20 protein-coding genes are annotated in these 25,583 nt (G+C 37.1%); 7 read left to right on the top strand and 13 right to left on the bottom strand.

The window, feature by feature from the left end; all coding sequences use genetic code 11:
- Positions 1–15: 15 nt before the first annotated feature.
- A complete protein-coding gene (locus tag ACFCT9_RS09030; RefSeq protein WP_412518729.1) occupies positions 16–201 on the bottom strand; it encodes a hypothetical protein in 186 nt (61 codons plus the stop codon).
- A gap of 220 nt (positions 202–421) precedes the next feature.
- Between ACFCT9_RS09030 and ACFCT9_RS09025 the strand changes: the two genes are divergently transcribed.
- Entirely contained in the window at positions 422–1,423 is a 1,002-nt protein-coding gene (locus ACFCT9_RS09025) for an NADP-dependent oxidoreductase (protein ID WP_412521653.1), read from the top strand.
- An 85-nt stretch (positions 1,424–1,508) separates the two neighbouring features.
- Here the strand turns inward: ACFCT9_RS09025 and ACFCT9_RS09020 are convergent, their stop codons facing one another.
- The gene (locus tag ACFCT9_RS09020; protein WP_412518727.1) at positions 1,509–2,357 is read right to left on the bottom strand and encodes a CPBP family intramembrane glutamic endopeptidase; all 849 of its coding nucleotides are present in this window, start codon (positions 2,355–2,357) and stop codon (positions 1,509–1,511) included.
- A 314-nt stretch (positions 2,358–2,671) separates the two neighbouring features.
- Between ACFCT9_RS09020 and mqo the strand changes: the two genes are divergently transcribed.
- Complete coding sequence (mqo, locus tag ACFCT9_RS09015) at positions 2,672–4,159, top strand: malate dehydrogenase (quinone) (protein ID WP_412518726.1); 1,488 nt, start codon at positions 2,672–2,674, stop codon at positions 4,157–4,159.
- Positions 4,160–4,420: 261 nt separating this feature from the next.
- Here mqo and ACFCT9_RS09010 read toward each other — a convergent pair whose 3' ends face one another.
- The 3 genes from ACFCT9_RS09010 to ACFCT9_RS09000 are packed head-to-tail and all read right to left on the bottom strand — an operon-like array spanning position 4,421 to position 8,707.
- Entirely contained in the window at positions 4,421–6,100 is a 1,680-nt protein-coding gene (locus tag ACFCT9_RS09010; RefSeq protein ID WP_412518724.1) for a hydantoinase B/oxoprolinase family protein, read from the bottom strand.
- Positions 6,090–8,138, bottom strand: a complete 2,049-nt coding sequence (locus tag ACFCT9_RS09005; RefSeq protein ID WP_412518722.1) for a hydantoinase/oxoprolinase family protein — start codon at positions 8,136–8,138, stop codon at positions 6,090–6,092. Before ACFCT9_RS09005 ends, ACFCT9_RS09010 begins: the two co-directional genes overlap by 11 nt.
- Before the next feature lie 26 nt (positions 8,139–8,164).
- On the bottom strand, positions 8,165–8,707 hold the full coding sequence (locus ACFCT9_RS09000; protein ID WP_412518720.1) for a helix-turn-helix domain-containing protein: 543 nt from the start codon (positions 8,705–8,707) through the stop codon (positions 8,165–8,167).
- A 773-nt stretch (positions 8,708–9,480) separates the two neighbouring features.
- Here ACFCT9_RS09000 and putP point away from each other — a divergent pair.
- A complete protein-coding gene (gene putP / locus ACFCT9_RS08995) occupies positions 9,481–11,025 on the top strand; it encodes a sodium/proline symporter PutP (RefSeq protein ID WP_412518719.1) in 1,545 nt (514 codons plus the stop codon).
- A 213-nt stretch (positions 11,026–11,238) separates the two neighbouring features.
- Here putP and mbcS read toward each other — a convergent pair whose 3' ends face one another.
- On the bottom strand, positions 11,239–12,825 hold the full coding sequence (gene mbcS / locus ACFCT9_RS08990) for an acyl-CoA synthetase MbcS (RefSeq protein WP_412521652.1): 1,587 nt from the start codon (positions 12,823–12,825) through the stop codon (positions 11,239–11,241).
- A gap of 215 nt (positions 12,826–13,040) precedes the next feature.
- Here mbcS and ACFCT9_RS08985 point away from each other — a divergent pair, with 215 nt between their 5' ends.
- Positions 13,041–13,874, top strand: a complete 834-nt coding sequence (locus ACFCT9_RS08985) for a sialate O-acetylesterase (protein WP_412518717.1) — start codon at positions 13,041–13,043, stop codon at positions 13,872–13,874.
- Between the two features lie 72 nt (positions 13,875–13,946).
- Here the strand turns inward: ACFCT9_RS08985 and nhaC are convergent, their stop codons facing one another.
- Complete coding sequence (nhaC, locus tag ACFCT9_RS08980; protein WP_412518715.1) at positions 13,947–15,443, bottom strand: Na+/H+ antiporter NhaC; 1,497 nt, start codon at positions 15,441–15,443, stop codon at positions 13,947–13,949.
- Between the two features lie 626 nt (positions 15,444–16,069).
- Between nhaC and ACFCT9_RS08975 the strand changes: the two genes are divergently transcribed.
- Complete coding sequence (locus ACFCT9_RS08975; protein WP_412518713.1) at positions 16,070–16,783, top strand: poly-gamma-glutamate hydrolase family protein; 714 nt, start codon at positions 16,070–16,072, stop codon at positions 16,781–16,783.
- Between the two features lie 65 nt (positions 16,784–16,848).
- Here the strand turns inward: ACFCT9_RS08975 and ACFCT9_RS08970 are convergent, their stop codons facing one another.
- A complete protein-coding gene (locus tag ACFCT9_RS08970) occupies positions 16,849–17,070 on the bottom strand; it encodes a YfhO family protein (protein ID WP_412518711.1) in 222 nt (73 codons plus the stop codon).
- Positions 17,055–17,375: a MurR/RpiR family transcriptional regulator gene (locus ACFCT9_RS08965; protein ID WP_412518709.1), complete on the bottom strand. Its 321-nt coding sequence runs from the start codon at positions 17,373–17,375 to the stop codon at positions 17,055–17,057. Before ACFCT9_RS08965 ends, ACFCT9_RS08970 begins: the two co-directional genes overlap by 16 nt.
- 174 nt (positions 17,376–17,549) lie before the next feature.
- Here ACFCT9_RS08965 and pfkB point away from each other — a divergent pair, with 174 nt between their 5' ends.
- Together pfkB and ACFCT9_RS08955 are read left to right on the top strand one after the other, a co-directional pair.
- The gene (gene pfkB, locus ACFCT9_RS08960) at positions 17,550–18,428 is read left to right on the top strand and encodes a 1-phosphofructokinase (protein WP_412518708.1); all 879 of its coding nucleotides are present in this window, start codon (positions 17,550–17,552) and stop codon (positions 18,426–18,428) included.
- Positions 18,429–18,441: 13 nt separating this feature from the next.
- The gene (locus ACFCT9_RS08955; protein WP_412518706.1) at positions 18,442–20,325 is read left to right on the top strand and encodes a fructose-specific PTS transporter subunit EIIC; all 1,884 of its coding nucleotides are present in this window, start codon (positions 18,442–18,444) and stop codon (positions 20,323–20,325) included.
- 542 nt (positions 20,326–20,867) lie between these two features.
- Here ACFCT9_RS08955 and ACFCT9_RS08950 read toward each other — a convergent pair.
- From ACFCT9_RS08950 to lpdA, 4 genes are read right to left on the bottom strand one after another with little or no spacing between them, the layout of a single operon-like run.
- Positions 20,868–22,115 (bottom strand): dihydrolipoamide acetyltransferase family protein, encoded by a 1,248-nt coding sequence (locus tag ACFCT9_RS08950; RefSeq protein WP_412518704.1) that lies wholly within the window; start codon positions 22,113–22,115, stop codon positions 20,868–20,870.
- Positions 22,116–22,133: 18 nt separating this feature from the next.
- A complete protein-coding gene (locus ACFCT9_RS08945; protein ID WP_412518703.1) occupies positions 22,134–23,174 on the bottom strand; it encodes an alpha-ketoacid dehydrogenase subunit beta in 1,041 nt (346 codons plus the stop codon).
- 20 nt (positions 23,175–23,194) lie between these two features.
- Complete coding sequence (locus ACFCT9_RS08940) at positions 23,195–24,142, bottom strand: thiamine pyrophosphate-dependent dehydrogenase E1 component subunit alpha (RefSeq protein ID WP_412518701.1); 948 nt, start codon at positions 24,140–24,142, stop codon at positions 23,195–23,197.
- Positions 24,143–24,165: 23 nt separating this feature from the next.
- A complete protein-coding gene (lpdA, locus tag ACFCT9_RS08935) occupies positions 24,166–25,518 on the bottom strand; it encodes a dihydrolipoyl dehydrogenase (RefSeq protein WP_412518699.1) in 1,353 nt (450 codons plus the stop codon).
- Between the last annotated feature and the right edge of the window lie 65 nt (positions 25,519–25,583).

The following is a 25,583-nucleotide window of genomic DNA, read 5'->3' as shown; positions in this document are numbered from 1 at the left end:
ATTCGGTTATAACCTTTATTGCTTAGGCGGTATATGACGTCCTACCATCCATGCGATTAAAGCCAGCAAGAGTACACAAATAAAAAGTGCAAGATTGAGATAACCTTTGAGTGTTGGATTAGGATTAAACAAACTGTTGAGTATCATAATACCTGTCAATAGGATTAATATGTATTGAACAACGGTATAACGCTTCTTCATAATGTATCTACACCTCTTTTTATATCAGTGACTTGTTTTAAAATAAGAATAACATAAAAATATTAAATAATGATTAAGAAGCAGAAAAACTTTAGTTTTATTGGGAAGCTGCCAGTTATTTGTATGCATAGTCAATGTAGAGAGACGGGTATAGAAGGATAATAACCATTCAATATTGAAAGTAATCAGTATGAAGGAGTTGAGAGGTATGTCAGAGACAATGAAAGCCATGGCGGTACGCAAGTATGGGAAGCAACCTGTTGAGATGATTGAATTACCTGTTCCGGAACCCGGGCCTGAAGAGGTCTTAGTGCGTGTTAAAGCTGCGAGTGTGAATCCGGTGGACTTTAAAATACGAGATGGTGCGTTAAAGACAGTCGTTAAATATCAATTTCCGCTAGTACTAGGTAATGATTTAGCGGGTGTGGTTGAGAAAGTTGGTCAAGACGTTAAGCACTTTAAAGTCGGAGATAAGGTTTATGGAAGACCGGGTAAAAATAATATTGGTACTTTTGCGCAGTATTTTGCGATTAATCAATATGAAATAGCGTTAATGCCGAAGAATTTAGATTTTGTGGAAGCGGCGAGTATTCCGTTGGTTGGTTTAACGAGTTATCAAGCATTCCATGAAATCATGCATCTCAAAGAAGGAGATAAAGTGTTGGTTGAAGCGGGGTCAGGCGGTATCGGCACCTTTGCGATTCAATTAGGCCGTGTGATGGGTCTGCATGTCGCAACCACTGTCAGTGAAAAAGGCGAGGCTTTAGTAAAATCACTCGGTGCAGATGAAGTCATCAATTACAATAATCAAAACTTCTGGGATGTCTTATCTGATTATAATGGCGTCTTTGACACATTAGGCGGTAAGAATTTAGAAAAAGCTTTTACGATTTTAAAACCAGGTGGAGCTATCGCATCATTGGTTGGACCACCGACCATGAAATTCGCAGATGAATGGCACTTAAACTTAGCGAAACGTGCAGGCATTTGGTATTTATCTCGAAATATACGTAAGCGCGCAAAAGCACATCAGGTTTATTATGAATTCTTCTTAATGCATCCAAATGATGCACAATTGCGTACTATCGCCAATTTAATTGAAGAAGGCGAAATTAAACCGGTCATTGATAAAGTCTTTCCTTTCCATGATACGCAACGGGCATTGGATTATTCAGAAGAAGGCCATGCGAAAGGTAAGATTGTGATTAAAGTCGAAGACTAATTCATGGTTTGTTTGATAACTATAAAAGGAGCGCCTATCAACAAGGTGCTCCTTTTATGTATACATAGGGATGAAGTCACAAGAACTACATTAATAATAAACCAATAATAATCGCAATACTTGCGGTACCGTTATTTAACACATGTACCATGTAGCTGTCCCAAATGTTGCGGCGGCGATGATAAGCAAGATAGAAAGCAGCGCCCATTCCCATATAGAGTAGGAAACCGACAATATTAGTGCTGGCATGGTTTAATGAAAAGATGGCTGAAGAAATCAACATCGGCAGCCAAAAAGAGAATCTAGAGAAAATCGTTTCTTTGAAAATCCCTCTGAAAGTGATTTCTTCTAAAAATGGCCCGACAAATGTCAGATGAAATACAAACAGTGCTAAAGCGATAAGGATCATGGGGTTGGTGAAGTCTTGAAGATGTTGGACTTGTTTTAAAAGCAGCTCATCATTTTCAGAACCTTGTTCACCAAAGACGACGCCCATCACAATGACGCACAATGCAGTCCAAATACGTGTAGCAATGAAATATAAGATGTTCCATGCGACATCCACAAAGCCGATAGGTTTAAAAGTTTCATATCCTTTTTTACGGTAGTACCAAACTAGTAGCCAAATGATAAGGGCTGACCAGACAACATACGCGGCAATAATGCCTGTGAATGCGAGTGGGTTACCGTGAGGATGCATTGCGACATAGCCAATTAAAAACATGGCGATAATGGTAGGGGTTGTACATAGAAACATAAAGACAACCCAGAGGATAATATTCAACCAACGTTTTCCTTTAGGCTTGATGTTGTCAGGGTGTGAACGTTTTGACTTTGGACGCTCAGGTTGCTCTGTTTCATCAGGTGTTATGTAATGCTCAGATGGTGCTGTTTCATCGGAGTGATAAATATAATCGTTATTTTGTTTAGACATGAAGTGACTCCTCTCTTTTTTGCACTTAATGTTTATAATTTTAGTCTATCATATGTCATAAAAAAGCTAGGCATAATATCGTAAGTGATGTTATATCATGCCTAATTGTTAGAGGCTCATATTGCATATTGACAGTGAGAATGAATATCACTTATCATAAAAGTGTAACAAGTTACGCTTATTCGTTTTAAGCAAATAATTATAAACATAATGTTTTGGTTTTTGTTTGATATAGTTTAAGATAAATAAGTACAATCATTATGTCTTAAGTCATCAGATGACCAGACATTTAATTTGAGGAAGGTGGTTTCAAAATGAGTCAAGCAGAATCAAAAAACGTAATTTTGATCGGTGCAGGGGTATTAAGTACTACTTTTGGTTCATTTTTAAAAGAAATTCAACCTGACTGGAACATCAAGTTATTTGAACGCTTAGATGGTCCTGGGTTAGAAAGTTCTTATGACACAAGTAATGCCGGTACGGGGCACGCAGCATTATGTGAGTTGAACTATACAGTGGAACAACCAGATGGTTCAATTGATGTGGAAAAAGCAAAAGAAATTAACGAGCAATTTGAGATTTCAAAACAATTCTGGTCACATTTAGTGAAAACAAATGCGATTGAAAATCCACGTGAATTTATTACACCATTACCACACATCAGTTTCGTACAAGGTGTGAAAAACGTTCAATTCTTGAAGAAACGTTATGAAGCACTAAAAGATTTACCGATGTTCTCTGACATCGAATATACTGAAGATCGCAATCAACTTGCGCAATGGATGCCTTTAATGATGGAAGGCCGTTCTCCGCACTTAGCAATTGCGGCAAGTAAGATTGATAAAGGTACAGACGTAAACTTCGGTGAATTAACACGTAAATTAGCGTCAAACTTAGAAACACACGAGAATGCTGAAATGTATTATCGTCATGAAGTTTTCGCATTCCAACAACGTGCAGATAAGAAATGGGAAGTAGAAGTACGTAATTTAGAGACTGGCAATGTTGAAACACATATTGCAGATTACATCTTCATCGGTGCCGGCGGTGCCGCAATTCCATTACTTCAAAAAACACACATCGAAGAAAGTAAAAACTTAGGCGGTTTCCCAATCAGCGGTGCTTTCTTAGTTTGTAATAAACCAGAAATCGTACAACAACACGATGCGAAAGTTTACGGTAAAGAGCCGCCAGGCACACCGCCAATGACTGTACCGCATTTAGACCGTCGTTATGTACGTGGAAAAGAAAGTCTACTATTTGGACCATTTGCGGCGATCGGCCCTAAATTCTTAAAACACGGATCAAACTTAGACTTATTCCGTTCATTAAATCGTGATAACTTATTAACAATGGCAGCTGCCGGGGTTAAAAACTTATCACTTGTAAAATATTCAATCCAACAAATGTTGATGAAAAAAGAAGACCGTATGAAAGAACTCCGTCGTTTCGTTCCAGATGCGAAAGATGAAGATTGGGATTTACACATTGCTGGTAAACGTGTTCAAGTTATCAAAGATACACAAGAACATGGTCGCGGCTTTATCCAATTTGGTACAGAAGTCGTACACTCTAAAGACCATACTGTAGTCGCAATGTTAGGTGAATCACCAGGCGCTTCAACTTCAGTATCTGTTGCATTAGAAATCATTGAACAAAACTTCCCAGACTATCTTGAACAATGGTCAGGTAAATTAAAAGAAATGATTCCATCATATGGTGAATCATTAATCAATGATACAAACTTATTAAACAAAGTACGTCAAGCATCTGCAGACACTTTGAAATTAAATGAAAAATAAGCCATAACACTATTAAGCAGTGCTTCCTAAGAGGAGCGCTGCTTCTTTACATATTCAATTTAGGTCAGACTCCCGTTTGTCTGATGTAAGCATGACGTACGTCTAATAAACATTGCGGAGACAAAGCTTCAGATGATTTGTTTGGCATATAGAAGAACCCACGTTTACCTATAAAAGGAACGTGGGTTCTTCTAATATCTTTTAACTTATCGACTTAATTTAAACGAACAATGTTGATAAGTGTGACGTATCATCTTGTGTTTAGTCAGCTTGATAACCATAAATATCTTGTGCTTGTTGAAGCGTAATAATGCCGTTCTTAATATCGCGTGCAACTGCACTTCTGTCTCGAAGTGTCGGATCACCATAACCTCCACCAGTTGCGGTACGTAAAACGACTTTATCACCTTTGTTTAACGGGTATTGGTTATATTTACCATAAGGTCCGTCCACTGTGCCGTCTGCTTTAATGAATAGGAATTCATTGTTTGACCCTTCATGGCCGCCATCTGCACCCCAAACATTTGATTTATGATGACCGAAGCTGCCTGTGAAGAATTGACCGTCTGTCAGTGCTTTGTATACACGGACAGCACCAGGACCGCCGCGATGTTGACCGGCACCTTTGCCATCTGTACGCATTGAGAATGATTCAACTTGGATACCATAAGTGTGTTCGGCGATTTCTACTGGAACGTTAAACGTTTGACCATCTAACATACAAAATTGTCCTGTATCGCCATCAAAGTGATTTGAAGCACCCCAGCCGCCAACAGAAGGCTCAACGATTAGGAAATTATTGTCGGTATCAGGATGTTGGCCGCCCATAATGACAACACAAACAGATAATAGATGCCCAGCTGTTAAACGGTCTGGTAAGACAGGCGCGAGTGCACGCCAAACCATTTCTGTCCCATATAACATAGACTCCCAGTACATGGAAACCGGTGCAGGTCGCTCAGCTGAAATGATGGAACCTTCATCTGTAATGATTTTAAGTGGTCTGAACGAACCGTCATTCACTTCTTGTGACGGATTGGTGATTGCTAGGAAGATTGTCCTAACCGCTGAGACTAAACCTGTATAGGAACTGTTAATCGGACCTAGGACTTGTTTAGATGATCCTCTGAAATCACAAATAAATTCATGATCTGTGATAGTGAGTTTAAGTTGGACTGGAATTTGTGCGTCTGTAATTCCATCATCATCAATCAAGTCTTCAACGTTATAAACACCATTTGGTAATTGCTCAATTTCTTTTAAGGTTAAAGCTTCGCCTTGGTCTAAGAAACGATCCATGCTTTCTAAAATGGCAGAAGCAGTATATTTCTTACATAGTCCTTGAATACGGCGTTCGCCAGTTTTTAAAGAGGCGATTTGTGCCCACATATCGCCAATAGACAATTTAGGGAAGCGTACATTCGCTTCAATGATTTTAAGCAGTGCTTCATTTTTAACACCGCGGTCAAACAATTTCACACATGGAAATTGGAGGCCTTCTTGATAGACATCTGTGGAATTAGTCGACATTGAACCTGTATCTTTACCACCGACTTCTGTCCAGTGTGCTTTGTTTGCGACGAATGCGATCAGTTCATTATCTTCAAATATAGGTAAAACAACGCCAACATCACATAAGTGTGAACCACCGCCGCGGTATGGATCGTTGATTAAGAAGATATCTCCTTCATGAATATCATCTTCATAGTTACGCAGCACTTCTTTAACCATAAATGACAGCATACCGATAAAGCCTGTGACACCATTCCCTAAAGTGACCAGCTCACCACGTTTGTTGGTTAATCCACAGGCATAATCAAGGACTTCGTAAATAATTGGACTCATAGAAGTTCTTGATAAGGCAATAAACATTTCTTCGCCTGTAGAAATTAATGCATCTTTTATGACTTCATAGGTGAAAGGGTCTGTGTTATAACTCATAATTATCTCCTCCAATGTGAATCAGTAAGTTGCCATAGTCGTCTTTAACTAGGTGGTCACCTGGATTCAACGGAATGGTAGTAGAGGTTTCCTCAATCACGGCAGGACCATGAATGGTTTCATGGATAGGTAAGGTGTCTCTGTCATAGACATTGACTTTTTCCCAACCTGATTCTTCAAAATAGACCTCACGTTGTGCTTTGATTGGATTGCCTGATTTCGGTTCTGCTTTTTTAATAACAGGTTTATTAATTTTACCAAGTACGGAAACTTTGACGTTGACGACTTCAATACCGTTGTCTTCTAATGTGTACGTGTATAACTGTTCGTGCTTGCGGTGGAAGGCTTTTATGACTTCATCAGTATTGGTTTCAGTCAAGCTGTCGAATGGGACAGAGACCTCAACAGGGTGGTCTTGTCCGACATAACGCAAATCAATCGATTTCGTGACAACAATTCGTTGTTTATCGACAGCCTCTTGTTTAAGTGTGTCATGTGCTTCGTCAATCATGGCTTGGTAGGTGTTGTTGATGTGTTGATAATCTAGTTGTTCCGTGTTAACAACATAGGTTTGTGAATAGTCATGACGTAAGTCAGACATCAACATGCCCCATGAAGCAAAGACACTGGAAGCTGATGGCACGATAACTTTTTTAACCCCTAATTCTCGTGCTAAATCTTGAGCATGCATCGGGCCGCCGCCACCAATCGCAACCATAGTAAAGTCACGTGGATCATAGCCTTTTCGGACTGAAATCAGTTTCAATGCGTTTAACATGTTAGAGTTCGCAATTTTAACAATGCCCATAGCGGCAGTATCCAAGTCCACATCTAAGTGCTGTGTAATGGCCTGTTCAAATTGTTTTTTCAGTGTATCGATAGAGACATCTGTATCAAAATTTTGTAAGTTCAATCTGCCTAATAACAAGTTAGCATCAGTCGTTGTAGGTTCTGTACCGCCTTTGCCGTAGGCAATAGGGACAGGTTCTGCGCCAGCTGATTTCGGGCCGACTTTGATAGAACCGCTATCATCAAACCATGCGATTGAACCTCCGCCATTGCCGATTTCAACAATGTCGACAACGGGGACTTTCATCGGATAACCGGCATAGTTTTGCGTTTGTTCTAAGTGGTAATCCGTTGATACTTTGACTTGGTTGTTTTCAATTAACGAACATTTAGCAGTGGTACCGCCAATGTCCAAGACGATTAGATTTTCTTCTCCTATAAGTTCACCAAGTACCGCTGCACCAAAGATACCGGATACTGGACCTGACTCTACCATATTGATAGGTGCTGTTTTAGCATGGTCGAAAGTACTCGTACCACCATTAGACTGCATCACATAGTTGTTGGAATGATGACTTTTAGTTGTGATATGTTCTTCTAAGTTAGATAAATAGTCGTTCGCAATTGGTTTGACATAGGCGTTTAAGACAGCGGTAGATGTCCGCTCGTATTCGCGCCATTCATTATTTAATTCGGTGGAGTAGGTGATCGCAAATTCTGGATGGTGTTTCTTGATATAACAAGCGATTGCACGTTCATGATCGTTATTTTGATAACTATGCAAGAGTGAAATCGCAATGGCTTTAACGCCTTCAGCTTTAAAATCTTGAATAATATTTTCAACTTCATCAAAGTTAAGACCGTTGATGATTTCGCCTTTATAATTCATGCGTTCTGATACTTCTCTGCGTAAATGACGTTCTACAAAAGGGACGGGTTTCTTGTATCGTACGTTAAATAAGTCTGGTCGATTGCCACGTGCAAGTTCTAAGACGTCTCGAAAGCCTTTTGTGGTAATTAAACCAGTTTTGACACCTTGCTTTTCTGTTAAAGCGTTAATGACAATAGTCGTACCATGGATAAACATTTCGATATCTTGTAAATCTACTTTTGCTTGGTTTAAGACATTAAAGATGCCTTCTTCAAAGTTTTGTGGCGTTGTATCTGACTTTCCTAAAATCAATTCCCCGTTATTATCTAATGCGACTAAATCTGTGAAAGTTCCTCCAATATCTGTTGCTACGCGCATAATAATATCCCCTTTCAAATTTGGAGTTAAAATATTTTGGGTGTCACTACACTCAATACTGTAGCGGGATATTCTGAATCATTTCTGCAGTAATGTTGAAAGCGCGAAGGATAATGAATAATTTCGCCTTCTTTGATGACATGTTTCTTATCGTTCACATAAAATGTGAGTTCACCTTCAACCATGTAGAAAAATTCTTCACCGCCATGCATGGACGTTTCACTACGACTGCCTGGCGCAAATGTGATGAGATAAGTCTCTAAGTTGCGGTTTTCAAATTCACTCGAAACGCGCTTAATTGAAGCGTTAGCGTGATTAATAGTGTTTGGTTTCATTTTTTGTGGTTGTACATGATAATTATTAGGTGTTTCTGGTGAAAAAAATGAAGTAATACTAACATCAAGTGCTTTCGCAATTTTATCGAGAGAGGTAATCGCAATAGACGATTCCCCGCGTTCAACTTGAGACAAGAAACTTGTAGATAATCCTGTCATAGCACTTAACTGTTTTAATGTCTGTCGTTGTTGATTACGAATTAATTTAATTTGAAATCCAACTTCTTCAAGCATGAACATCCCTCTTTCAGTTACAGTATAAGTGTAATTTTGTTTAATATTACCACAACAACATATATTTTCAACGAATATTCCGAATATTACAATTTATTGAAGTGCTGTATAAGGCATGACTACAAGGATAGTAGAGGATTATTTGAAAATATTATGGTTTTATTACATTAAGAAAACGTTACCAAATGAAAAAAGTTGAAAAAATTTTTGGATTTCGCTGTAACCATTGCTATTGAAGTGACGAACGCGGATAAAAAAATCTCTAAAAAGGGCGAGAAAGTGGCTTTTTTGCCGACTTGAATTTGCGTAAAAATATCATTGTGTTAAGCTAAGAAACATCTTTGCTAAAAAGTTAAAAGCAATTTTTTGCAAGGGAAAAAGGATTTCAGGTTAAAATTTTAATTAACTCAAATGTTCTTAATCTAAAAACTAGGGTATAAGAAAATATCTTAAGCAAAAAAAGCAGTATAAATACTATTTACTACAACGTTACATAAACAAAGGTATTTTGCTTACGAAACTTGGGAGAATTGTTTTAAACTGTTTTTCTAATTTAGATTAAGTATTTCAATTGGGGCAAGTATGTGGGGACATACTTTGAAGAATTGTGCGCAATGCGTTAATTAAAATTAAATTTCAGGGTGAATGGGGAGTTATTCAAAGTCACTTTGACTTTGTGACTTTAATTTAGATTCTGAACCTTGTCATTGCTATGCCTAAGAACGATCCGTACATTTTATTACAAATAATTTGAAAGGATGTTTATTTTAGACATGTTTACTTTAGGAGCAACATTGAGACAACAGGTACACCCAGACTGGCAAACCTATATTATGATTGGTTTGTATTTCTTAATCCTTCTAGTCATCGGCTATTATGGTTATAAGAAAGCAACGGGGAATGTCAGTGAATATATGCTGGGCGGCCGTAGCATTGGGCCATACGTTACAGCACTATCTGCAGGGGCATCCGACATGAGTGGTTGGATGATTATGGGGCTGCCCGGTGAGGTCTATACAACTGGACTTTCAGCTGCGTGGCTTGCGATTGGTTTAACACTTGGTGCATATATCAACTATTTCGTCGTCGCACCAAGACTACGTGTATACACAGAACAAGCTGGCGATGCGATTACGTTGCCAGACTTCTTTAAGAACCGTCTTGCAGACCATTCTAACTTAATTAAAATTATTTCAGGCGGTATTATCGTCGTCTTTTTTACCCTTTATACACATGCGGGTATGGTATCAGGCGGTAAGCTCTTCAACAGTGCCTTCGGATTAGATTATCGTTTAGGATTAATCTTAATTTCAGTTATCGTTATCGCTTATACATTCTTTGGAGGTTATTTAGCAGTATCACTGACTGACTTCTTCCAAGGTGTGATTATGTTGATTGCGATGATCATGGTTCCGATTGTCGCATTATTAAAATTAAATGGATTAGACACATTCCACACTGTCACAGATTTAAAACCGACAAACTTAGATTTATTCAAAGGGACAACAATTGTCGGAATTATCTCATTCTTCGCATGGGGTCTAGGTTACTTCGGTCAGCCACACATCATCGTGCGCTTTATGAGTATTAAAACAGTCAAACAAATCAGAACAGCGCGTCGCTTCGGTATCGGCTGGATGGCTATCAGTTTAATTGGTGCAGTCTTTGTCGGTCTAATCGGTATTGCGTTTGTTAAAGATAAAGGCGTGGAATTAAAAGACCCAGAAACATTATTTATTTTAATGAGTCAAATCTTATTCCATCCATTAGTCGGCGGTTTCTTACTTGCTGCGATCTTGGCTGCGATTATGAGTACGATTTCTTCTCAATTGCTTGTAACTTCAAGTTCATTGACAGAAGACTTCTATAAATTAATTCGTGGTGAAGAAGCTGCGAAGAAACATCAAAAAGAATTTTTAATGGTTGGTCGTATTTCAGTATTAATCGTTGCGATTATCTCTATCGCAATCGCATGGTCACCAAACGACACGATTTTAAACTTAGTAGGTAATGCATGGGCAGGTTTCGGTGCCGCATTCGGTCCGCTTGTAGTGATGTCATTATACTGGAAAGGTTTAAGTCGTACAGGCGCAATCAGTGGTATGATTGCTGGGGCAGTCGTTGTTATTCTATGGATTGTCTTCGCGAAACCACTCGGTGAAATGAATGATTTCTTCAACTTATATGAAATTATTCCTGGTGTAATTGCCAGTGTGTTAGTGACGATCATCGTTTCTAAATTCACGAAGAAACCAGACATAGATGTTTCAGGTGATATGGACCGTGTTAAAGCAACAGTTAAAAAAGAAATGAACTAAGTTTCAATTTCATCTGCGCACAATCAATGTGATGAATAGATACAATCTCATATAAGATATAGAAAAGCCTCTGAAGTGTTACGCTATGCACTTCAGAGGCTTATTTTAATTCTATTTTGTTGGGTTCTATGACCTGGGAAATAATTTCACGCTATCTATTCTATCACTATACAAAAATATCCCCGCCAAATGGCAGGGACATCCGTTGATAACTTATTGTTGATTGTTGTATTTTTCAATTTCTGCTTCACGTAGTTCAACACGACGGATTTTACCTGAATTTGTTTTAGGTAATTCTTCTACAAATTCAATGGCACGTGGATATTTGTAAGGTGCGACATCGTATTTTACATAATTTTGAAGTTCTTTAACTAAATCGTCACTTGCTTCATAACCATCTTGTAGGATAATGAAAGCTTTAACGATATTACCACGTAATTCATGTGGGCTTGCAACTACTGCACATTCTTTAACGGCAGGGTGTTTCGTTAATGAGTCTTCAACTTCGAATGGTCCGATCGTATACCCTGAACTGATAATAATATCGTCTTTACGGCCTTCGAACCAGAAGTAGCCGTCTTCATCTACTTTGGCTAAGTCGCCTGTCATGAAGTAATTACCGACCACACGTTCTTGTGTACGTTCAGGCTCTTTGAAATAACCTTTGAACAATGCAGGTAAATCGACTGGAACAGCAATATTGCCGACTTCTCCGATTTCAGCTAAATTACCTTCATCGTCAATAATAGTTACCTCACTGCCAGGGATAGCTTTACCCATTGCGCCTGGTTTGCCTTCAACGTCTTTTAAGAGTCCGATTAGTAAAGTACTTTCAGTTTGGCCATAGCCGTCACGTACAGTAATATCGAAAGTATCTTGGAATTTCTCAACAACTTCTTGGTTTAAAGGTTCACCAGCTGATACAGCGTCATGAAGGTGAGAGAGATCATAGTTGGCTAAATCTTGGAGTTTAGCCATGATACGGTATTCTGTTGGCGTACAGCATAGTACATTGATTTTGTACTTTTCAAGCAATTCCAAGTACACTGTTCCATTGAAACGGCCATTAAAGACAAAGGCTGTTGCGCCGGATGTCATGACTGATAAGAATGGACTCCACACCCATTTCTGCCAACCAGGGGCTGCAGTTGCCCAAACAATATCATCTTCACTGATGTTTAACCAATGCTTGGGTGCCATCTGCATATGTGCATAACCCCAACCATGTGTATGTACAACAGCTTTAGGGTTGCCTGTTGTCCCAGAAGTATAAGGCAAGAACGCCGTGTCATCACGTTTTGTCGGTGTGATGTCTAATACATCGCTCATTTCTTGTTTACCTTCTTCGACATTAATCCAATCTTCTTTAGTATCCCCAATAATAAATTTTGTTAAGTCATCATATTCTTTTACGCCTTCAAATTCATCTGCCCCTGACGCAATAGATAAGACTGCATCGACTTCACCGTGTGTAATACGGTACTGCAAGTCTTTCGTTCTTAACATTTCAGATGCTGGGATTAAAGCGACACCGAGTTTTAATGCCGCAATATAAACTTCATATGTTTCAATACTGCGTTCCATTTTAATGAGTAATGTATCGCCTTTACGCAAACCATGCTGTTTAAATAGATTGCCAATGCGATTTGCACTGCGAATCAATGCATCATAAGTTACTTCTGTTGTTCCACCTGCATTATCTTCAAAGATGATCGCAACTTTTGATTTATCTTTTGCGTACTTCTCGATCTCAGAGACGATATTAAAATCCTCAGGTGCCACTAAATGGGGTTTATTTATTGTTTTCTCCTCCTAACACTAAAAGCACGTTCTGTTATTTCATTTAATTTTGAAAATAGAATACCACTTCATTCTATCAATCCTCAACTTATAAGATAAGCGAAACGGTTTAATATATTATGGAAAACGTTTTCTTTTGAAATATAAAATGACTTAACACAGGCGACGACTTGTTATAATGAAGCTAGATTATAAAATAGAAAGCGGGTGTAATAATGAAATCAATTCTTTTAATAGGCCAATCGAATATGGCAGGCAGAGGCTTTCTAAATGAAGTGCCAGCGATTATCAACGAACATATTTATGTCTTGCGCAATGGCAGATGGCAAATGATGGGCGAACCGATTCACGCTGACAGACATTTGGCAGGTGTTGGTTTAGCGAGTGCGTTTGCGCAAGCTTGGTCCATTGATCATCCGGATGAATCTATCGGTTTAATTCCTTGTGCCGAAGGCGGCAGTGCCATTTCAGAATGGCAGCCTGATAGTATTCTGATGCGCCATGCGTTATCTGAAGCACGCTTTGCACAAGAAACAAGTGACATCATTGGTATCTTATGGCATCAAGGTGAAAATGATAGTAATGATGATTTGTATAAAGTGTATCAAGCACAACTCAAACGTGTGATTGCACATGTCAGAGCGGAACTGAATTTGCCGCATGTACCATTCATTATCGGTGGGTTAGACCACTTATCAGATCCACAAGGTTTCAGTCTCACTTTGACACAACATGAAGCAATCAATCAAATTCTACAAACAATGCCGCAACAAGAACCTGACACTTACTTTGTGACTGCGAAAGGCTTAACGATGAATCCAGACGGCATTCATTTCAATGCTCAGTCATTAAGACGCTTCGGTATCCGTTATTATGAAGCCTTTAAGACACTTGCTTCATTAAATGAACCTTTAAATGACGAAACTGCACGTGTCGAAGTATTATATGAACGTCCGTTATCTAAAAATGAACAGCTGCGCGTTGAATATGAAAAACTGGCGACAGGTCAAATTTCCTTTGAAACATTCAATGAACGATTGAATTCATGATAAACAGAGTGCACCCCCGTGTTGGTAACACGAGGGTGTGCTGTTATATATTTCAAAATATTTCGATAATTATTATGCTAAATGTGTATCGTTAGGCAAAGCGGCTTTCTTTTTTCTAGATTTAACATCTTCACTTTGCTCTTTCGGCAACTTCACAATCTTGAATCCAGTGTAAGCGAAAATAATAGAAATGATAGGTACTAAGAAGTTTAAGAATGCGAATGGCGCATACTCCATGACACCGACACCTAAGGTAGAGGCGATAAATACACCGCATGTGTTCCAAGGGACGAAGACTGAAGTCAGTGTACCGCCATCCTCTAACGCACGTGATAAGTTCTTAGGATGTAAGCCTTTGTCTGTAAACGTCTGCGCATACATACGACCTGGTACAATAATAGAGATATATTGTTCTGAACATGTGAAGTTTGTACCGATACAAGATAGAATCACTGACGTTAACAATGAACCTGTATTCTTTGCCCAACGTAAGATGATACTGATAAGTGAATCTAACATACCTGAATATTCCAAGACACCGCCGAATGTCATTGCGACAAGTGTCAGTGAAATGGTATAGAACATAGATTCTAAACCACCACGGTTAAACAGTTCATCTACCATTTTATTGCCTGATTCCATCGTATAACCTGTTTGAAGTGCAGTCAGCGCCTCAGTTAAAGAACCGCCTTGTACAAAGATTTGTGCAAAGAATCCTAAGATAATTCCGGCAGAAATGGCAGGAATCGCAGGAACTTTGAACATAACTAATACAATAACAGCCAATGGAATCAACAATAACCAAGGTGAAATAAGAAATTGTTCTTGCATTGTTGATAGAATTTTCTCAATATTTTTAGCGTCAAAATTACGATTACCATACTGTATGCCAATCACGAAAAATGCGATGAGTGAAATGACAAGTGCTGGAATGGTCGTATACGTCATATGTTTAATATGTTCGAATAAATCTACTTTTGTTAACCCTGATGCTAAGTTAGTGGTATCAGAGAGCGGACTCATTTTATCCCCAAAGTATGAACCTGAAATGACAGCACCTGCCACCATACCTGGATTAATTCCCATACTGATTCCAATCCCCATAGAAGCAACCCCCACAGTTGCCATGGTAGACCAAGAACTTCCGATGGCTAAGGCGACAATCCCGCACAGTAAGACGACGACTGCTAGGAAAAATCTCGGATCAATTAATTGAAGTCCGTAATAAATCATCGTCGCAACGACACCGCTGCCAATCCATGAACCGATGATTAATCCGACTAAGATAATAATGACAATGGCAGGTAATGCGTGTCTAATCCCCTTATACATCATCTGCTCGACATCATCGAATTTATAGCCATGTAACATCGTGACCCCAATGGCTACTGCCGTTCCAATCATCAATGGAATATGCGGCTCCTTTTTCAAAATTGCGACTGTAAATAACATGACCGCTATCATTAACCCTAATGTAAATAACGACGGCCAAATCCCAATGGCTTTTGGTTTCTTTTCATTTTGTGTTTCTTGTTCTACGTTTTGCCCATTTTTTTCTTCTCCTTGCATATATAAACCAGCCCCTTTTTATATCTTTAGTGTCATAATACATAAGAATGAAATCGCTTTCAACAGACGAGCGACAGACAAAATGATTAAAATCAACACTTTCTTGTCTTTTCTGAAAATACATTGTCATTTCACAATGTGCTACAAAGCAAGTAATATCAAATGTTTTGATAATTCTGAAAAATTAATTTTCACTATTATTTCACTGCACATTTAAACGCTGAAAAAAAATTAAAATGTAGTTATGTTTCAGACACTATACACAGCAACACTTTAATGCAGTAAACAACAGGAGATATGCTATTAGTTATTACTACCCCAAATTATAAATTTAAAGCAAAATGCATAAAAATGTATGGAGAAAATTGATTGATAAGATATTGAATGCGTATCATCTGTTCTCGAAATGCAGTTTTTTTGAATCTGATGCGTTTGAACCCCTTTAGCCATTCCAATATATAATTAGGATGATAATCTTTTCACTTAAAATATGATTAAGATATTTCAAGTCGGATACACTATTACTAAAAGGATTAAAGCGTATGGTTAAATCTAAAATGTTAATTAAATGAAAGTAAGAAAGGAGATTACATTATAATAAGCGCATTTAGAAGAGGTGTTGTTGAATGAAAAAGATAAAAAATCCAGTATTGATTTCAGCCAGTGTGGTTTCGGTAGCAATCGTGAGTTTGTTGACCTTAACGCCGTTAACGTTCAGTGCTTCAGATAAATATGAATCTATGACACAACTGCAACAGGCGACACAAGAGGGTAAAGATTGGACCATTGATACAAGCAAGGGAACAAATGATACACTCATCGTTGCGCCGCATGGCGGAGGTATTGAACCAGGGACAAGTGAAATTGCCTATGAAATCGCAAATAAAAATAATGCAAGTTACTATACATTTAAAGGGATACGTCCTATCAATAATAAAGACTTGCATGTGACTTCTGCAAATTACGATGAGCCTAAGGCACAGTCTATGGTACATGAATCTAAAAAAACAGTGACGATTCATAAGACAGCTCGTTCAGGTAATGATATTTATGTTGGAGGTCGAGACGATGCATTGCGATCACGTATTACAGCCACATTAAGATCAAAAGGTTTTGATGTGACAGAAGCGACTGGTAATATCGCAGGACGTAATTTAAATAATATTACGAATCAAAACCAACAAAAAGCAGGGGTACAAATTGAGTTGAATAATCAATTTGCGAACCAATTCTTTAAAGATGGCAATGCTTCTCGTCCAAATCGTGAAAATCCCGCAAACTGGACAGACCGCATGGCTGCTTTCACTGACAGCATCAATAGTGCTTTAAATGAATCTTAAATATTTATCATGAATATGAAAAAAGAAGCAGCGGTAAGGGTTCCGCTGCTTCCTTTATGCATTATTTACTTATCTTGTTGATGATGAGATTTGATTTTATGGCGTACAAACCAAGTAAAGCCGATAGCCAGTATTAAGCCGATACCGCTCAGTACTAATAACGGATAGAGGTAAGGCGGTGTATAAGAAAGATGAATTTGTTTTTGTCCTTTCTTAACAGGAATGACAGTTTCAATACCATTACCTTTTTTAACCTCTGCATCTTTACCATCTATCGTCGCATGCATACCTTTTGATTCTTTATTATTGCAGACTTTATTTGTGAATTTATATTTTTAAGTTGTCTTAATGGCTCGGAAAATTTATTTTGATCTTCATTAACGATTTGGTATTTAAAATCAGTAAAACCATTATAGCCTAATTTTTTCATACTTCGGACTATTGTAGAAGTGGATACATTAGCTAGTTCGCTTAAGGCTACTATAGAAATGTTGGCAATTTTTGAATAGTTATTTTCTATATAATTTATCAAAAATTTTTCGCTGATACTTAAGTTATTATAGTGTAATTGGACTCTTTGTTGAAAATTCATTTCTTTTCTCCTCGCTTGATTTGTGAAAATTTTTTCACCTTTCATTAAATATATCATAGAAGTTGTAAACATTTTCATTTCTCACAATGAAATAATAAATATAAGAAAAATAACGGAGTGATAGTAATGATATATACGTGCACATTAAATACAGCTATTGACATGTTTGTACAGATGGAGAATTTTGTAACAGACAAAGTAAACCGTAGCTTATATGATGAGCTTCAACCGAATGGGAAAGGTGTTAATATTTCTATTGTTTTAAATAAATTAAACACACCTTCTACTGCGACTGGATTTATAGGAGGGTTCACTGGAAAGTTTGTCAATGATGAATTATTAAAATTAGGGATAAAAACTGATTTTATTGAAATTAATGGTGATACGAGAATCAACGTGTTTTTAAACTCGAATCAAGGAGAGTTTAAAATTGTTAATAGAGGACCGAGAATTTTACAAAATGAAAAAGAGAAACTTTTGAAAAAAATAAATAATCTAACTAAAAAAGACACCTTATTTGTTTCTGGAAGTTTGCCTGTGGGATTAGATAGCGAGATTTTAAAAAATATAGCGGAAATATCTTTCAAAAATAAATTTAGATTAGTTTTAGATACTAGCAATCCTATATTGAGAAATCTAATGAAATATCAGCCGTTTCTTGTTAAACCTAACGAAGAAGAATTACAAAATATATTTCCTAGGTTATCTATTTCAAGTGAAGATGAAATATTAAAAGCAGCAGAAATGCTTTTACATGAAGGATGTGAAAATATTTTGGTTTCGTTAGGTTCAAAAGGAGCTTACTTCATAAATAAAACAGAAAAATATTATTGTACTGCTCCAAACGGAACATTAGTTAATACGGCTGGTGCAGGTGACACCATGTTAGCAGCCTTTTACGACACCTATACAAAGACTAAAGATTTTAAAAAAGCTTTAAAGATATCGGTTGCTTCTGGGTCATCAACAGCATTTACAACAGGATTAAGTAATTTTACAGATATAGAAGAATTAATAAAACAAATTAAAGTTATGGAGATTAATACGACATAATAGGGGTGATAATATGTCTTACAGAATATTAGGAGTAACGGGATGCCCAACTGGCATAGCACATACTTATATGGCAGCCGAAGCCATTGAAAAAGCAGCTAAAGATAAAGGTATTGCTGTTAAGGTTGAAACTCACGGTCAAAGAGGCGTTGATAACTCTTTTACACAAAAGGAAATTGACGATGCTGACGTAATAATTATTGCTGCGGATAAAAATGTGAATATTGAACGATTTGCTGGTAAAAAAGTGATTAATGTTTCTGTATCAAAAGGAATTAAAAACGCCGAACAATTGGTAGCCCAAGCAATAAATGGAGACGCGAAGGTATACAAAGGTTCAGAACAGAGAATTATTAGTGATAGTAAGCTAAATAGACGAGATAATAATTTTTGGCATCAAATTTATGTACACTTAATGAACGGTGTTTCTCATATGTTGCCAGTAGTAGTAGCTGGCGGTGTTATGATTGCAGTTTCATTTATGTTTGGTATATATTCAGCTGATCCTAAGTCAAGTCAATATAACGTAATTGCAGAACAAATGCATACTATCGGTGGGTTGGCAATGGGATTAATGGTTCCAATTTTAACAGCATATATAGCACAGTCAATAGCGAATAGACCAGGTTTGGTTATAGGTTTTATCGTTGGTATGATTGCTAATACTAATGGTACAGGGTTCTTAGGCGGTATTGTCGGAGGTTTTTTAGCTGGTGGGATAATACTATTACTTCAAAGGGTAATGAAAAATTTACCTAAATCTTTAGATGGATTAAAAGCTATATTTTTATTGCCAGTATTCGGTATATTTATAGCTGGGTTTTTAATGTGGTATATTTCTGCTCCAATGGAGTTCGTAAATAAAACACTAATGAACTTCTTATCTGGATTTCAAAATACTAACCCTATTATTCTTGGATTGATTATAGGTGTTATGTGTGCAGCTGATATGGGTGGGCCTATTAATAAGGCGGCATATGTAACTGGCACAGCATTGCTTGCAGATGGAAACTATCTATTTATGGCAGGAGTATCTGCAGCTTGTATTGCACCCCCATTAGCGACTGGATTTGCAGTATTATTAGGAAAAAAATATTATAACGATGCTGAAAAAAGTGCAGGTTATGTAAATTTCTTGCTCGGTTCTACGCATATTACAGAGGGTGCAATTCCTTTTGCAGCCAAAAGGCCTTTAACAATTATCCCAATTTTAATGGTTGGATCATCAATTGCTGCAATATTAACTTATCTATTTAAAGTTAAGGTGCCAGCTCCACACGGTGGTTTTATTGTCTTACCTGTGGTAACTCATCCTATACTGTGGGTTTTATCTATTCTAATTGGGTCAGTAATAGCAGGACTTTTAATGGCTATAGAAGAAAGAAGATATTATAAAAAGAATGAAAAATCAGAAAATAATCCCAAGAGCAAAAATAACCAAAATGAAACTTTTGTGCTGATAGGTAATGACCAAGTATTTTTAGATGAAAATTTGAATAGCAAAGATCAAGTTTTATCATTCATTGCTAAGAAGGCAAACGAACTTAATATATCATCTGATTATAATAGTATTTATGAAGGATTTAAGGAGAGAGAAAGACAAAGTAGCACAGGTATGGAAAATGGCATTGCAATTCCTCATGTTTCAAATGAACAAATTTTAAATCCTAAATTGATAATTGTTCGTTTGAATAAAGGTATTGAATGGCCAGCTTTAGATAATAAAATGACAGATTTTATTATCAGCATTTTAGTTCCAAAGAGTAATAATAATACACATCTAAGCATTTTATCAAAAATTTCTAGAAAATTGATTTCCATTGACTATATAAACAAATTAAAAAAAGCTAATTCTGAAGAAGAAATAGTTCAGATTATCATGGAGGCAATATCATAGTGAAAATTTGATAAAGTTAGTTAATTAACATAAGGTAATCTCTACTTTTTCAATACACCAGAGTGGTTTGTTGAAAAATGGTGAAACTAGAAGAAGATGAACAATCTTTATCAGAGTTTAAAGAATAGTTTTTGAAAAACCAACTTTTTCTAGTATCTATTAGATTCTGAGTACGATATAGGAGCCTCACAAAAGAGACTAAAATTGTGTATTGATTTTTTCTTTAAGAAACAATCAGAAGTTAGTAAAATACAATTTATATTTTTAAGTGCAGGAGTACCAACTCAATTATTTAAAGAGACATTGTTTTTTGCAAATGAATCAGTTTCTAAATTTAATGGCGTATGTTCCAAAAGAGCAGCATGAAGTGGAGTGACAGAAGCATAGTGAGCATCAAAAAGAGTGAAGTAAAGTGATTAGACACAAATGAAATAGATAATATTAAAGAATTAGATGAATTAGTAAATAACGTTGTGACACCAATTAATTATAAAAAATCGGAATCATCATAAAAATCATGGTGATTCCAATTTTTTAAGGTTCTATAATATTAACAAATAAGGGTTCTCTATATATTTTGCTAAAACTTTTAAGTATTCAGCAGCATCGGCACCATCTAATAATTGATGATCAAATGTTAGACTTAGAGGCAAACGTTTTATTTGTTTTACACTTCCATCTTGTATAACAACTTCTGATTGCATAGCGCCAATACCTAGAATACCCGCTTCACCCACATTTAAAATTGGAGTAAAGTATTCAATTTCACTTGCCCCCATATTAGTGATTGTAAATGTAGCACCAGATAGCGAAATATCATTAGTTTCACCATTACGGACTTTTTCTGCAGAGTCTTTAATTTCATTTGCTAATGCCCCGATACTTTTACTATCCGCTTCTTTAATCACAGGCACCATTAGTCCTTCATCTAATGATGTCGCAATACCTAAATGTACTTTATCAAATTCTTGAAGCTCACCATTTTCATAGCGGACATTAATCTTCTGGTATTCTTTAAGAGAGAGTACTACAGCTTTAGCGAGTAATGCTGTAATTGAGATCTTCACATCTTGTCCTGCATTACTTAATTTTGTTGACAACTTATCTTTAAATGAAAGTAATGAATCAGCGTCAACTTTGCGATGTAGGGTAAGTTGTGCTGTTTGTTCAAGACTCTGACGCATATTTTGAGCAATACGTTTCCGCATTGGATTTAATCCTTCTCCAGCTGAAGAAGTTGAAACAGAAGCGGCCGTAGGTGTATCCGCTACTTCTTGGCTATCTTTATCTAATCCACTTTCAAGTACGCGTTGTATATCCAGTTTAGTGATTCTGCCATTTCCACCTGTACCATCAATACGAGAAATATCTAAATTGTTTTTATCTGCCATATTGCGTGCAAGAGGAGAAATAAAGATGCGAGTATTTTCATCTTGAGTATTGTGATCTTCTTTAGGAGGTGGAGATTCATTAGTATCATTTGAATTATTCTCTTCAGTAATATCATCTTTTTCTGAAGTTTTTTCTTGTTCATTTTCTTCGATAGACTCTCCGCTTTCTCCTATTACCCCAATTGGTGTTTTAACTTTTGTATCCTCACCAGCTTGAGTAGTGATTTTTAAAATAGTACCATCAGCAGGGGCTTCAATATCCTGTGTCAATTTTTCTGAACTGATTGAAGCGACGATATCACCTTTAGTTACTGAATCACCTTCTTGTACATGCCATTCTTCAACAGTTCCTTCTTTCATAGTCATACCTAATTTAGGCATCATAATATTTGTGCTCATCTTATCCACCCCCTTAACTTAAGATTTTACTTTCTTTAAATCGGCGATTAGTTCATCAGCTATATCTAACACTTTTTCAACACTTGGAATATATGCTTGCTCTAGATTCTGAGCAAATGGAACAGGTGTATCTGGTGCAGTGACCTTTTTGATTGGTCCATCTAAGTAATCGAATCCAATATCACCAATAACTGAAGCAACATCTCCAGCAATATTACATTGAGGATTAGATTCATCAATCACAATCAAACGGCCTGTTTTCTTCACTGATTCTAATACCGTTTCCTCATCCCATGGAGAGATTGAGCGTAAGTCAATGACCTCTGTTGAAATATTATCTTCAGATAACTTTTCGGCAGTGTCTAATGCTGTTTGTACCATTTTTCCTATTGCAACAATTGTTAGGTCTTCACCTTCTTGAACAACGTTAGCCTTGCCGATTTCCACAATATAATCTCCTTCAGGAACTGCACCTTTCATACTTAATAAAGTTTTATCTTCTGAGTAAACAACTAAATTATCATCTTTAATCGCTGCTAGAAGTAATCCTTTAGCGTCATACGGATTAGAAGGAACAACTACTTTAACACCTGGTATACTAGCGAAAATATTATATAGTGTTTGAGAGTGCTGTGCAGCAGCACCCGCACCGGCGCCATGAACAGTTCTGACAACCATTGGAATTTTAGCTTTACCACCAAACATATATCTCATTTTTGCACCTTGGTTTAAAATAGGGTCTAAACCAAATCCGATAAAATCGTTGAACATTAATTCGGCTACCGGTCGCAAGCCGGTTGCTGCAGCACCAACTGCAGAACTTAAAGTAATGTGTTCAGCGATAGGTGTATCAATAACTCGATTACGTCCGTACTTTTTTACTAATCCTTTTGTAACACCGAATACACCACCGAATGAATCATCGTCTTGTAAATGGTCAACATCTGCACCACCGGCTACATCTGTACCAATTAATATAACGTTTTCGTCTTGTTCCATTGCAATATCCATAGCTTCGTTTACGGCCTTCATAAATGTGATTTTACGTTCTTCTCCCATTGTCAGTTCCCCCTTTAAGCTTATGCAAATACATCTTTATATAAAGAATCTAAATCTGGTAATTCACTGTTTTCACCAAACTCTACTGCATCTTCTACAGCTTTTTTCGCAGCTGTTTCGATCTCATCTGCTTCATCTTCAGTTAGCAAGTCATTTTCGATAGCATATTTTCGAAACTCTTCGGTTGGATTACGATCAGCATTTCGGTCGTCTTTTGATTTTACTTTTTGTTCGTCGCCCTCGAAATGGCCATATTTACGATAAGTATCGCATTCAATAAGCGTAGGGCCGTCACCGTTTTTAGCACGTTTAATAGCTTCTTTAGCAGCATCGTAAACTTCTACGACGTTCATTCCATCTACATAAACGCCAGGCATGTTATAAGCTGAAGCTCTCTCAGCAATTGTCTCTGAGGCACTTGCATATTTATGTGTTGTACCTTCACCAAATTGGTTGTTTTCACAAACGAAGATAACAGGTAGATTTAAAATTGAAGCAAAGTTTAAACCTTCATGGAAGTTTCCTTCGTTAGCAGCACCATCTCCAAAGAAGCATACTGCAACGTTATTTTTGCCTTGATTTCTTAAAGAAATACCAGCTCCAGTTGCTAAGCCAAAACCTCCACTCACAATACCGTTGGCACCAAGCATTCCTTTATCTATTTCTGCCACGTGCATTGAGCCGCCTTTACCATGGCCTAAGCCATCTCGTTTACCCATGATTTCAGCCATCATACCGTTTAAGTCGCAACCTTTAGCAATAGCATGACCATGGCCTCGGTGTGTACTAGTGATATAGTCATCGTCTTCTAATAAAGCCATGACACCTGTTGCGACACCTTCTTCACCAACGTATAGATGTACAAATCCAGGGATTTCGCCTTTGCCGAATATTTCATGTACCTTTTCTTCAAATACACGGATTTCATTCATTGTTTTATAGATCCAGCGTGCTTCTTCTTTATTCATAACTAATTCCCCCTTAAAAGTAGCTATTTATGAATTGCTTTATTTAGATAACTATCTGCAGATTCTCCCATTACTTCTAAAAGAGAAGGGTGAGGTTGAATTACTTGAGATAGTTCTTCTATTGTTCCTTCTGATACCTTTACACCTAATAATTCTCCGATTAATTCAGTGGCATTAGGACCAGTAATAAACCCACCTAAAATTTCGCTATATTCTGTATCAATAACGAGTTGAATAAAGCCATCAGATTCACCTTCGATTAAAGTTTTAGCATTGCTTTGGAATTGAGCTTCAACTGTTTTAACTTTATAGCCTTGTTCTTCGGCTTGTTCTTGAGATAATCCTACTGAAGCGGCTTCTACACGCGTATAAATACAGCGCGGAATCATTTCATTAAGAATTGGTTTAGGCTTTAAACCAGCGATACTTTCCGTAGCCACGATTCCTTCTGCACTCGCAGCATGAGCAAGTTGATAACTATTTACTAAATCTCCTACAGCATAAATGTGAGGGATGCTAGTTTGATAATTTGAATCAACTTTTAAAAAGGCTTTTTCATCTTTATCGATTTTAAGCTCATTAACAACTTGAAGGTTAGGCTTTCTGCCAGTTGCGACAAGTAGTGTATCAAAGCGTATATCATTTTGACTTTCTAATTGGATAGTGTTTTGGTTAACTTGATTAATTGTGCATTGCGTTAAAACTTTAATATCTTGAGAAGCTAAATGTTTTTTTAATACGGAGCGGACTTCTTTAGTTTCAGTGAGTAAGATATCATCAGCGACTTCAATAATTGTTACTTTAACACCTAAATCAGCCATTGATGATGCAATTTCAGTAGCGATCACGCCACCGCCAATTACTGCTAATTGCTTGGGTAGTTTTGTTATTGTGAAGATAGTGTCTGTGGTGTGATAATTTGTTTCTTTGAGTCCCGGAATAGGAGGAACGAATGGAGTGCTGCCAGTTGCCAGAATAATGTCGTTAGCCTTGATTGTTTGTTGATCAACATTAATGGTTAAGTCTTCATTTACGATTGCCTCGCCCTTAATTTGATCAACTTTATTTTGTTTGAGTAAATGTTCAACACCACTCGTTAATTGAGAAACTACCGTTTTTGATCTAGAGAGTAACTTAGAATAATCAACTTCTAAGTTTTCGGTGTGTATTCCCCAAGAGTCGGCAATGTTAATGCTTTGAACTTTTTTACCATATTCTAATAATAATTTAGATGGTATACAGCCAACGTTTAAACAGGTTCCCCCAAAATACTGTTTTTCAACAATGGCTGTTTTCAAACCTAATTGTGCTGCTCGGATAGCAGAAACATAACCACCAGGGCCAGCGCCAATAACAACTAAGTCATATTGCTTCAAATTATCGCCCCCTTAATTTAAAAGATAGAAACGGGTAAACATTTAAAATGTAAGCGCTTACTTCG

The sequence above is a fragment of the Staphylococcus simulans genome, assembly GCF_047037175.1.
Classification (GTDB): domain Bacteria; phylum Bacillota; class Bacilli; order Staphylococcales; family Staphylococcaceae; genus Staphylococcus; species Staphylococcus simulans_C.
The sequence above is the reverse complement of the archived record's forward strand: the minus strand, read 5'-3'. Positions and strand labels throughout refer to the sequence as shown.

Excerpts from the sequence above, each read along its gene's own strand:
- ACFCT9_RS09025 (WP_412521653.1), top strand. The coding sequence starts at position 422 with ATGAAAGCCATGGCGGTACGCAAGTATGGGAAGCAACCTGTTGAGATG.
- ACFCT9_RS09000 (WP_412518720.1), bottom strand. The coding sequence starts at position 8,707 with ATGCTTGAAGAAGTTGGATTTCAAATTAAATTAATTCGTAATCAACAA.
- pfkB (WP_412518708.1), top strand. The coding sequence starts at position 17,550 with ATGGAGAATTTTGTAACAGACAAAGTAAACCGTAGCTTATATGATGAG.
- ACFCT9_RS09020 (WP_412518727.1), bottom strand. The coding sequence starts at position 2,357 with ATGTCTAAACAAAATAACGATTATATTTATCACTCCGATGAAACAGCA.
- ACFCT9_RS09030 (WP_412518729.1), bottom strand. The coding sequence starts at position 201 with ATGAAGAAGCGTTATACCGTTGTTCAATACATATTAATCCTATTGACA.
- ACFCT9_RS08950 (WP_412518704.1), bottom strand. The coding sequence starts at position 22,115 with ATGAGCACAAATATTATGATGCCTAAATTAGGTATGACTATGAAAGAA.
- ACFCT9_RS09010 (WP_412518724.1), bottom strand. The coding sequence starts at position 6,100 with ATGAGTTATAACACAGACCCTTTCACCTATGAAGTCATAAAAGATGCA.
- ACFCT9_RS08970 (WP_412518711.1), bottom strand. The coding sequence starts at position 17,070 with ATGCATGCGACGATAGATGGTAAAGATGCAGAGGTTAAAAAAGGTAAT.
- ACFCT9_RS08945 (WP_412518703.1), bottom strand. The coding sequence starts at position 23,174 with ATGGGAGAAGAACGTAAAATCACATTTATGAAGGCCGTAAACGAAGCT.
- mqo (WP_412518726.1), top strand. The coding sequence starts at position 2,672 with ATGAGTCAAGCAGAATCAAAAAACGTAATTTTGATCGGTGCAGGGGTA.
- ACFCT9_RS08975 (WP_412518713.1), top strand. The coding sequence starts at position 16,070 with ATGAAAAAGATAAAAAATCCAGTATTGATTTCAGCCAGTGTGGTTTCG.
- ACFCT9_RS08940 (WP_412518701.1), bottom strand. The coding sequence starts at position 24,142 with ATGAATAAAGAAGAAGCACGCTGGATCTATAAAACAATGAATGAAATC.
- nhaC (WP_412518715.1), bottom strand. The coding sequence starts at position 15,443 with ATGCAAGGAGAAGAAAAAAATGGGCAAAACGTAGAACAAGAAACACAA.
- ACFCT9_RS09005 (WP_412518722.1), bottom strand. The coding sequence starts at position 8,138 with ATGCGCGTAGCAACAGATATTGGAGGAACTTTCACAGATTTAGTCGCA.
- ACFCT9_RS08985 (WP_412518717.1), top strand. The coding sequence starts at position 13,041 with ATGAAATCAATTCTTTTAATAGGCCAATCGAATATGGCAGGCAGAGGC.
- putP (WP_412518719.1), top strand. The coding sequence starts at position 9,481 with ATGTTTACTTTAGGAGCAACATTGAGACAACAGGTACACCCAGACTGG.
- ACFCT9_RS08965 (WP_412518709.1), bottom strand. The coding sequence starts at position 17,375 with ATGAATTTTCAACAAAGAGTCCAATTACACTATAATAACTTAAGTATC.
- ACFCT9_RS08955 (WP_412518706.1), top strand. The coding sequence starts at position 18,442 with ATGTCTTACAGAATATTAGGAGTAACGGGATGCCCAACTGGCATAGCA.